This is a genomic window from Mycobacterium sp. TH-M116 (assembly GCF_057473685.1).
On record NZ_JBYCLC010000248.1, the window covers coordinates 1 to 8,469 of the forward strand.

11 protein-coding genes, 1 tRNA gene and 1 pseudogene are annotated in these 8,469 nt (G+C 66.3%); 8 read left to right on the plus strand and 5 right to left on the minus strand.

The window, feature by feature from the left end:
- Both rph and AC2VOK_RS12295 read left to right on the plus strand, forming a co-directional pair.
- The coding region (rph, locus tag AC2VOK_RS12290) for a ribonuclease PH (protein WP_428900717.1) at positions 1–564 on the plus strand (564 nt) is incomplete at its 5' end.
- 153 nt (positions 565–717) lie between these two features.
- Positions 718–1,260 carry a DUF4395 family protein gene (locus AC2VOK_RS12295; protein WP_428900718.1) on the plus strand — a complete coding sequence of 181 codons (543 nt, stop codon included), beginning with the start codon at positions 718–720 and terminating at the stop codon, positions 1,258–1,260.
- Positions 1,261–1,272: 12 nt separating this feature from the next.
- Here the strand turns inward: AC2VOK_RS12295 and AC2VOK_RS12300 are convergent, their stop codons facing one another.
- Positions 1,273–2,373 carry a ferritin-like domain-containing protein gene (locus tag AC2VOK_RS12300; RefSeq protein WP_428900719.1) on the minus strand — a complete coding sequence of 367 codons (1,101 nt, stop codon included), beginning with the start codon at positions 2,371–2,373 and terminating at the stop codon, positions 1,273–1,275.
- A gap of 179 nt (positions 2,374–2,552) precedes the next feature.
- Between AC2VOK_RS12300 and rdgB the strand changes: the two genes are divergently transcribed.
- Positions 2,553–3,194, plus strand: coding sequence for an RdgB/HAM1 family non-canonical purine NTP pyrophosphatase (gene rdgB / locus AC2VOK_RS12305; protein WP_428900720.1), 642 nt, complete (start codon positions 2,553–2,555; stop codon positions 3,192–3,194).
- Between the two features lie 74 nt (positions 3,195–3,268).
- On the opposite strand, the gene AC2VOK_RS12310 is transcribed toward rdgB, so the two are convergent.
- Complete coding sequence (locus AC2VOK_RS12310; RefSeq protein WP_428900721.1) at positions 3,269–3,619, minus strand: DUF3817 domain-containing protein; 351 nt, start codon at positions 3,617–3,619, stop codon at positions 3,269–3,271.
- Positions 3,616–4,008: a hypothetical protein gene (locus AC2VOK_RS12315; protein WP_428900722.1), complete on the minus strand. Its 393-nt coding sequence runs from the start codon at positions 4,006–4,008 to the stop codon at positions 3,616–3,618. Before AC2VOK_RS12315 ends, AC2VOK_RS12310 begins: the two co-directional genes overlap by 4 nt.
- 135 nt (positions 4,009–4,143) lie before the next feature.
- On the opposite strand from AC2VOK_RS12315, the gene AC2VOK_RS12320 reads away from it, so the two are divergent.
- Positions 4,144–4,227 (plus strand) — tRNA-Leu (locus AC2VOK_RS12320).
- Positions 4,228–4,278: 51 nt separating this feature from the next.
- Here the strand turns inward: AC2VOK_RS12320 and AC2VOK_RS12325 are convergent.
- Both AC2VOK_RS12325 and AC2VOK_RS12330 read right to left on the minus strand, forming a co-directional pair.
- A pseudogene (locus AC2VOK_RS12325) lies at positions 4,279–5,400 on the minus strand (tyrosine-type recombinase/integrase); the annotation flags it as partial.
- Positions 5,387–6,037: a helix-turn-helix domain-containing protein gene (locus AC2VOK_RS12330; protein ID WP_428900723.1), complete on the minus strand. Its 651-nt coding sequence runs from the start codon at positions 6,035–6,037 to the stop codon at positions 5,387–5,389. The gene AC2VOK_RS12330 and the pseudogene AC2VOK_RS12325, both read right to left, overlap by 14 nt.
- Positions 6,038–6,146: 109 nt before the next feature.
- Here AC2VOK_RS12330 and AC2VOK_RS12335 point away from each other — a divergent pair, with 109 nt between their 5' ends.
- From AC2VOK_RS12335 to AC2VOK_RS12350, 4 genes are all read left to right on the plus strand, one after another.
- Positions 6,147–6,365, plus strand: coding sequence for a helix-turn-helix transcriptional regulator (locus AC2VOK_RS12335; RefSeq protein WP_428900724.1), 219 nt, complete (start codon positions 6,147–6,149; stop codon positions 6,363–6,365).
- A 133-nt stretch (positions 6,366–6,498) separates the two neighbouring features.
- Positions 6,499–6,705 carry a hypothetical protein gene (locus AC2VOK_RS12340; RefSeq protein ID WP_428900725.1) on the plus strand — a complete coding sequence of 69 codons (207 nt, stop codon included), beginning with the start codon at positions 6,499–6,501 and terminating at the stop codon, positions 6,703–6,705.
- A gap of 184 nt (positions 6,706–6,889) precedes the next feature.
- A complete protein-coding gene (locus AC2VOK_RS12345) occupies positions 6,890–7,219 on the plus strand; it encodes a DUF2742 domain-containing protein (RefSeq protein WP_428900726.1) in 330 nt (109 codons plus the stop codon).
- Positions 7,195–8,355, plus strand: coding sequence for a P-loop NTPase family protein (locus AC2VOK_RS12350; RefSeq protein WP_428900727.1), 1,161 nt, complete (start codon positions 7,195–7,197; stop codon positions 8,353–8,355). The genes AC2VOK_RS12345 and AC2VOK_RS12350 overlap by 25 nt, the downstream gene beginning before the upstream one ends.
- The last annotated feature ends 114 nt before the right edge of the window (positions 8,356–8,469 follow it).

Here is an 8,469-nt window from a genome sequence, read left to right on the forward strand (position 1 = left end):
CACACCCGCTCCGATCGTGAATCGGTGAAGGGCCGACTGTCCGGGCGCACCCAGGAGATCAGCCGGCTGATCGGCCGGTCACTGCGGGCCTGCATCGACCTCGCCGCGTTGGGGGAGAACACCGTCGCCGTCGACTGCGACGTCCTGCAGGCCGACGGCGGGACGCGCACCGCGGCCATCACGGGCGCCTACGTCGCGCTGGCCGACGCGGTGACCTACCTCTCGGCGGCGGGCAAGCTGTCGGATCCGCGGCCGTTGTCGTGTGCCATCGCGGCCTGCAGCGTCGGGGTGGTCGACGGCCGTATCCGGGTGGACCTGCCCTACGAGGAGGATTCGCGCGCCGAGGTCGACATGAACGTCGTGGCCACCGACACCGGGACGTTGGTCGAGGTTCAGGGCACCGGTGAGGGTGCGACGTTCCCGCGGTCGACGCTGGACAAACTGCTCGACGCGGCACTGGGCGCCTGCGACACGTTGTTCGCCGCGCAGCGCGAGGCCCTGGCGCTGCCCTACCCGGGCGTGCTGCCCGAGGGCCCGCCACCGTCGAAGTCGTTCGGCAGTTGACCCGACGGCTGGTGTTCTGTGGTGGTTGTTCGCGGCGAGCGTGGTCGGTGAGCGTCGCCGTGGTCAATGCTTCGCCCTGTCTTTAGGATCGGGTTCATGGTTATTCAGCGAGTCCCACTCGAGCATGCTTTTCTCAACCAGCCGTGGTGGGCAATGGGACAGGTGACGCGCGAACATGCGGAGCCGCGCGTCAACGAAATCGCGACCCGCGCCAGGGCGGGTTTGCTGAACGTCATCTCGGCTGTCACGATCGCGTTACTGCTCTTGCGTCCGGAAACCGATCCGGTGATCGTTGTCGGTCCGCTGGTGCTTTTCGACATGCTGGTCGCGGCGGTCAGCGGATTGACCCCATTCAGCCCCACCGGCATTCTGGGCACGGCGTTGACGATGGGCATTCGCCCGGTCTGGAAGCCGACGCGGCCGAAACGGTTCGCGTGGTTGCTCGGTGCCGCCCTGGCCGCGACGTGTCTCGCCATGCGCTTGTTGGGTGCGTCTCCCGTGGCGATGGCGGCTGTTGTCGCGGTCTGTTTTGTTCTCACCTGGTCGGAGGCGACGCTGGGGTTCTGCGTGGGCTGCTACATGCACAAATTGATCTGGGGTTGCGAAGACTGCGAAGTTCCCTACGACAGGAAAATCACGGCACGACCGGTGCTGACCCACGACAGTGCGCCGCTGAACCAGGAAAGTCGCGCGTAGGCCTCACGCGGCTCAGCCGGCGCCCGCCGCGATCACCTGCTCCACCTCGAGTGCCCGGTCGGCCATCTCGGCGTGCGCCTTGTCCAAAGCGTCAGCCTGATCCTCGTCGGCCTTCATCAGCGCCTCGATGTCGAAGCCGGCCATGTCGATAACGCCCATGTCTTTGAAGGCTTTCTGCACCTTGTCGCCCCACAACCCGATGTCCTTGACGATCGGCACAATGCGGCTGAACAGGTGCGAGCGGAACTGGATCATCAGCGGCGACGTGTCGACCCACTCGGCGCACGCTTTGACGTCCAGGCCGAGCGTTTCGAAGACCTCCTCGCCGCGGAACCGGTCGCGCATCAGGTAACAGGCGTCCACGACGAACTCCTCACGCTCGTCGCGCTCGGCCTCGGTCAGCGCGGAGTAGTAATCCTTCAGCGAGATCCGGCCGAAGGCGACATGCCGGGCCTCGTCCTGCATCACGTAGGCCAGCAACTGCTTGGCCAGCGAGTCCGGCGGAGCCATGTCGCGCAGCACCCCGAAGGCAGCCAGCGCGAGCCCTTCGATGAGGACCTGCATGCCGAGGTAGGGCATGTCCCAGCGCGAGTCGCGCAGGGTGTCGTCCAGCAGCGCGGTCAGGTTCTTGTTGATCGGGTAGACCATGTCGACCTTGTCCTGCAGGAACCGCGAGAACGCCTCGACGTGCCGCGCCTCGTCCATGGTCTGGGTGGCCGCGTAGAACTTCGCGTCCAGGTCCGGGACGACCTCGACGATCTTGGCCGAGCACACCATCGCCCCCTGCTCGCCGTGCAGGAACTGCGAGAACTGCCAGGCCTGGAAATGCTGGCGCATCTCGGCGCGACGTGGTTCGTCGGCGGCGTCCCACATCGGGCTGCCGAACAGCGGATGGAACTCGTCGGGCAACCCGACCGGGTTCTGGGGATCGACGTCTTGTGCCCAGTCGATGCGTGACTGGGCATCCCATTGCTTGTCCTTCCCCTTCTGGTACAGGGAGAGGAGCCGGGCGCGCCCCTCGTCGTACTCCCACGTGAAGCGCGCGTCGCCGGCGCTGGGGACCTGCCACGAATACGGTTCGGGCACGTTTGTGTACTTGTCCCTCGTGGTCATGAGCTTCCGCCTCTCTGCCGGGTGTGACCAGTGGTCATATGACCAGTATCACATTGCATCGTGTTCCCCGTCGCCGTCAATGCCTATGAACTTGATAAGTCTCTGTTGCCCGGATCGGCGCCTCGCCGAACCGGGCTGGTGGCGGAGGTCGCGGCAGCGGCTACGGCTAACTTGTTGTCGTGGACAACGATGGTTCGGGTGGCCGGCTTCTGGTCGCCAGCCGCAACCCCAAGAAGGTGGCCGAGCTGCGCCGGGTGCTCGACGGTGCCGGGCTGTCTGGTCTGACGTTGCTGTCACTGGACGACGTCTCGCCGTTCGGCGAAGCGCCCGAAACCGGTGCGACGTTCGAGGAGAACGCCTTGGCCAAGGCGCGGGATGCGTTCGCGGCCACCGGCCTGGCGTGCGTGGCCGATGACTCCGGTCTGGAGGTGGCTGCCTTGAACGGGATGCCCGGTGTGCTGTCGGCGCGCTGGTCGGGCAGCCACGGCGAGGACGCTGCCAACACCGCACTGCTGCTGGCGCAGTTGCGCGACGTTCCCGGCGAACGACGCGGGGCGGCCTTCGTCTCCGCCTGCGCGCTGGTCTGGGCATCCGGCGAAGTGGTCGTCCGAGGCGAGTGGACGGGCCGGATCGCGCGAGAACCCAGGGGCGACGGCGGTTTCGGCTACGACCCGGTGTTCGTCCCCGACGGCCCCGGCGGCGATGACCGCACCGCGGCCCAACTCAGCCCGGCGGAGAAGGATGCGGTGTCGCATCGGGGTCGCGCGCTGGCGTTGCTGGTGCCGTCGCTGCGCAAGCTGGTTGCTCACGGCCGGGCGTGAGCATTGCCCTCGCTCGAGTGTGACGCCGGCGTCGCGTTCGGCCGCGAGTGTGACGCCAGCGTCACGTTCGGGCTCTACAGCCCGAAGCGCGCCTTGATGTCCCTGGTCTGGAAGTGCTCGACGATGATGCCCAACAGGGGGATGGTTCCCGAGAGCAGCACTCCAATGGTTTTGCCGATCGGCCACCTGACCTTGATCGCAAGGTTGAAGGCGGTCAGCACGTAGACGAAGTAGACCCAGCCGTGTACCACTTCGATCCACCGGATCTCGTGGTGGAAGACCAGATGCGACACGATCTCGTAGCACAGGGCGATCAACCACAGGCCCGTCGTCCACGCCATGATCCGGTAGCCCAGAAGCGCGTGGCGCAGCGTGTCAACGGAAACCGTGGGCCCCGGCGTCCCGGGTGTCGCGGGTGTCGTCATGCGGTCGTCCTGTTCTGCTGTGGGGTGTCTTTTCTGGCGAGTTCGGCCAGGTAGGCGTTGTACTCCGCAAGCGCGGGGTCGTCGGGCGGCGGCGGTGTCGGATGGGGTCGCTCGGGTAACAGGCCCGCAGGTACCTCGGTCGCGCCCCGATTGTCGCGCGGCTCCGGCGGCGCCTGCTCGTAGCGCACGAATTTTCGGTACGCGTAGACGCAGAACCACGCGAACATCGGCCACTGCAGCGCATATCCCAGGTTCTGGAAGGTGCCCGAGACGGATTGGAACCTGGACCATTGCCACCAGCCCAGGGCCAGGCAGCCGCACGCCGCGACGATCACCAAGGCGATCAGCGCCGGCCTGCGCCGACGCCTGCGGGAGGACTCGGTGGACACCCTTCGACGGTACCGCGCGGCGGTGTGCGGAGCGGTCCGCACCAAGGACAGCGCCCGACCCGGCACTGATACCAGCTTCTCGACTCTCCAGGGCGACGGAGGGGTCCGCACGACACGGGATACGATCGCCTGGCTGCGGGCGTGGCGAAATTGGCATACGCACCGGCTTTAGGTGCCGGCGCTCGAGAGAGCGTGAGGGTTCGAGTCCCTCCGCCCGCACTGGCTATGTAGGACCGTCGGCGCAGGTAGAGGCTCTTTTTCCGCTTGCTGCGCGGCTCCGTGAGCACCCGGTGAGCACACTTTGAGCACACTTTCGCGTGAATAGCGGGCATGCAGCGTGACCGCCACGGCGTCTAAATCGTCGTCGAAGAGGTCGGCGTAGGTGTCCAGGGTCATCTTCGCGGACGTGTGCCCGAGCATGCGTTGCAGCGCTAGCACGTTGACGCCGGCACTGACCGCCAAACTCGCGCAGGTATGCCGCAGGTCGTGTGGAGTGATCGCCTGCACCTTCGCCGCTTTGACCGCTCGCGTGAACCATCCGTTAGACGACTTCGGTCTCGGGAGATAGCCGCCGTCGCGGCCCGCGAAAACCAGGTCGCCCGGCGCCTTGTCTTTGCATTGCACGGCCAGCGCATCGAGGACGAACGCCGGCACCGGTACTGAACGTGCCTTGCGGCCCTTCGTTGGCCCCACTGCGTGCCATACACCGAGCTGTACCGCGTTCTCCGACACCGACAACCGACGCCGCAGGAACTCGATATCGCGGACTCGCAACCCGATCGCTTCGCCCCAGCGGAGGCCGCAATAGGCTAGCACCAGCACGAGTGGGCGATACTCACCGGACTCGTCCGCGAGGCCGTGCACGTCATCAGCGGACAGGTACACGCGGCGCTTGGCCGCCTTACGAGGCAAGCCCTCGATGCCCTTGACGGGATTGGCGGCCAACCGCTTGGCCTTCACCGCGGCGTCCAGGATCCCCAACAACACGCCGTGCGCGCGGAGTACCGTGGTTGCGCCAGCGCCCTTGGCGCCCATGCTGGTGACCCACGCCTCGACGCCGATCACATCGACGGCGGCCACGCTCACCGCCCCCCACGCCGGTTTCACGTGCACCCGCCACGCGCTTTCGAGCGTCCGGTAATGGCTGGGCGCGGTGGACTGCTTCTTGCGCGTCAGCCAATCGGCGGCCAGCTCGCCGACCGTGATGCGGCCCAGCGACGGCGCGATGTACTCGCCCGTCAGCTTCTTGACCTCAACACTGTTGGCGAAGGCCTCGGCGGCGCGCTTGGTTCGGAACCCGCGCTTCATCGTCGTGCCGTGGTCAGGCTTGCGGTAGCGCACCGCGTAAAGCGTTGCACCGCTGGATATTTGGTATTTCTCAATCGTTGCCATCGGCCAACGCTTCCTCGAGTTCGGCCTGCATTCTGCGGGTCATCTGAGAGCGGTGCTGCTGCTTGGCATTCGGCCCAACGCGGCGGTCACGTTCCTCACTGAACGTGCCACCCCAGAGCGTCAGCGTCAGGTCGGCAAGGCGCGCCGGGGCGATGCCGAGCCGCTTAGCCAATCGCTGCTCAGTCAATCCCTGGCGGACAATCACGCCAGCCAGCGCATCGACCGCAGCATTGATGGTCGCGAATGCATCCTGACTCATCCCAACCGTGTCCCACGCATATCCCTCGCAGACCCGTCGGAGAACCCCGGGCCGCACCATGAGCTTGTCCGTGACGTTGACGTATGTATCCGTCTCCGACTCCAGAAGGTCGGAAAGGCCGCGGTAGGACCAGTCGATCTGCTCACCGGGCCGCAAGTGGTCATCGGCCACCATCTGCAGGGCAAGGGTCACTGCCAGCACCGTGGGGAACGACGGCGCGACCTCGCCGGACTCGAAGCGCCGCACTTTGCCTGCGTCCCAACGTAGCCCAACGTCGCGGGCGCATCGCGCCAGCTCGTCCTGGGTGGCGCCGACGCGCTCGCGCATGCGCTTGCAGTTCTCGCCAATGAGGACGGCCAGCGGCCGGGATGAACTCACGTGATGAAGCGTAGACCAAAAGTGGGCGCCTTGACAACTGAACTCCATGGCTGTAATTCTCTAAGCATCACGGCAGCCAAATATGGACTACTTGAAAGGACGTGATGCTATGACCACCGCAACAGACCTTGGCATCGCTCTGCCCGCGCAGGTGGCAGAAGTGCTCGACACGAGCCCCGCGGGCCTCGCGCAGATGCGGTACCGCGGCACTGGACCCAAGTTCATCAAGCGCGGCAGGCGGGTGCTCTACCGCTGGGCCGACGTGAACGCCTACCTCGACGCGAACACCTGCCAGCGCACCGACGACCCGCACGGCACCCGCGTCTAAAATGAGCCCCCCAGGCCTGGCGCCCCCCCTGACATCCGGCGGCACCACGAGCGCCGAGACGCTGACAAGGCATGCCCATAGACTGCTGGCCAACTGCGGCATGCAGATGTCGCCCTCGAAAGTTAGCCGCCTGGTGCGCACATTCAAGCAGCGCGTCGAAGGCAATGGGTTTCCGTTCGAGGCGTTCCTGGTCAACAGCGTGCAGCTCACCGCCGAGGTGCGTAGGCGCGCACTGGCCGACCCTGACATTGCCCGTTTTATCGCCTATGCCGACCCGACTGGCGAGACCGCCGTCGGCAATGTCATGCGTAGACGCCGCCGCGGAGGTGGCGGCTCGTGAACCGAAGAAGCCCGGGCACCAACACCCGGGCCACCTCGACGACCCCAATCGCTGAAACCAGTTTACCGCCTGCGGCGACACATCGCTGTCAACACTGCCGACGGCCGATCTGGGCCGTCAGCAGTGTTCGTCGCGAAGCGGGCCCATTGTGCTGGCGCCGGATCCACAACGGGGCGGTTGCAGCATGAGCAGCGGATTCGCCTCCCAGCAAGTGTCGTTCTGGTCGACCTACGAGTTCATGCAAGCTGCCCTCGCCCAGGCGAACGCCGGCCCGCTCCCGTGGGCCGGCACCCCGGAATGGTGTGAATTGGCTGACGGCGATCCGCGAAAGCTGCTGGCGCTGGCCAGCTTCGGCGTTCACCACGCGTTGAGGGTTGAGACGGCGCAACAGGCTCACGCCGAAGCCAGTCGCGCAGTTTCGGCCGCGGCGGACTGGTCGCAGATCAGCCGGGAAGTGCACCAGCGCAACAGCTTCCGTGCCGCGCATCCGTGGGCGAAGCGGGTGGTGTCGTGACCTACCTTGAGACGGGGGTCGATTGGAATGACATCCCGGCGCCGGATCCGCCGGACGAAACGTCTCAGCGCAACGGCCACCATATCGGCGAGGAAGGGCCGACAACATGGGATCCCGTCGACCTTGGGCCGTATCTGCGCGGCGAAGTAAAACGTCCGCAACCCTCGATCGGCTTCGCCCGCTCCGATGGCCAGAAAATGCTCTACCCCGGCCGCGAACACGCCGTCCTCGGCGAAACCGAGAGCGGCAAAACCTGGTTCTCGGCCGCCTGCGTCGCCGTCGAGCTGCGGCTTGGTCACACCGTCGTCTACATCCACTACGAGGAATCGGACCCGGCCAGCACGATCGAACGGCTGCGACTCCTCGGCGTTGACGACGCCACCATCGGCTCCGGGCTGCGCTTTTATGGCCCGAGTCGCCCGGTGCGCGCCGAGTGGCTGCAGCAGATGTTGGACCCGGCGCCGTCCCTGGTCGTCCACGACGGCGTGAACGAAGCGATGGCGTTGCACGGCGCCGAGATAAAGGATGTCGGCGGGGCGGCGGAATTCAAGCGTCGACTTGTCAAGCCATTCCTGGCCGTCGGTGCGGCCAGCTTGGCGTGCGATCACTTGCCGATGGGTGCCGACGGCAGCCGCCGCGACGCCTACGGCTCGGTGCACAAGGGCAACGCACTCGACGGTGCGCGGATCATGCTTGAAAACGTCGAGCCCTTCGGCCGCGGGATGCGCGGCAGATCCCACGTGTTCATCACCAAGGACAGGCCGGGCCACATACGCGCGTGCGGCAAGCCGACCAGGACGCCCGGCAAAACGTTCATGGGCACGCTGGTCGTGGACGACACCGGAGTGCCGGACTTCATTGCGTTCTTCGCACCCCGGGACGAGGAACGCACGCCCGAGAGCGATCGGGCCGCCGAGCTGGCCGACCTCGTTCATGCCGTCATCGCCGCTCGGCCAGATCAGGCCGTCACTTCTATGCGGCTGTTATTCGCGGAGATGCGCCAGGCGGGCCATCAGGTCCGTGACGACGATGTGCGAGATGCCGTCGATGACCTCGTGGTGAATGGGCGTCTGATCGACGTAACCGGGAAGCGCGGCGCCAAGGGATTTCGGGTGGTTTCCAAGGAGCCGACATGACTGCGTCCCACTGCGTCCCACTGCGTCCGGACGCGGTGGCGTTCCAACGGACTGCGACTGCGTCCCACTGCGTCCCACCCCCCGTAGGGGGGACGCGGGACGCGGTCGCGGGAC

Excerpts from the sequence above, each read along its gene's own strand:
- AC2VOK_RS12295 (WP_428900718.1), top strand. The coding sequence starts at position 718 with ATGGGACAGGTGACGCGCGAACATGCGGAGCCGCGCGTCAACGAAATC.
- AC2VOK_RS12300 (WP_428900719.1), bottom strand. The coding sequence starts at position 2,373 with ATGACCACGAGGGACAAGTACACAAACGTGCCCGAACCGTATTCGTGG.
- AC2VOK_RS12310 (WP_428900721.1), bottom strand. The coding sequence starts at position 3,619 with ATGACGACACCCGCGACACCCGGGACGCCGGGGCCCACGGTTTCCGTT.
- AC2VOK_RS12335 (WP_428900724.1), top strand. The coding sequence starts at position 6,147 with ATGACCACCGCAACAGACCTTGGCATCGCTCTGCCCGCGCAGGTGGCA.
- AC2VOK_RS12345 (WP_428900726.1), top strand. The coding sequence starts at position 6,890 with ATGAGCAGCGGATTCGCCTCCCAGCAAGTGTCGTTCTGGTCGACCTAC.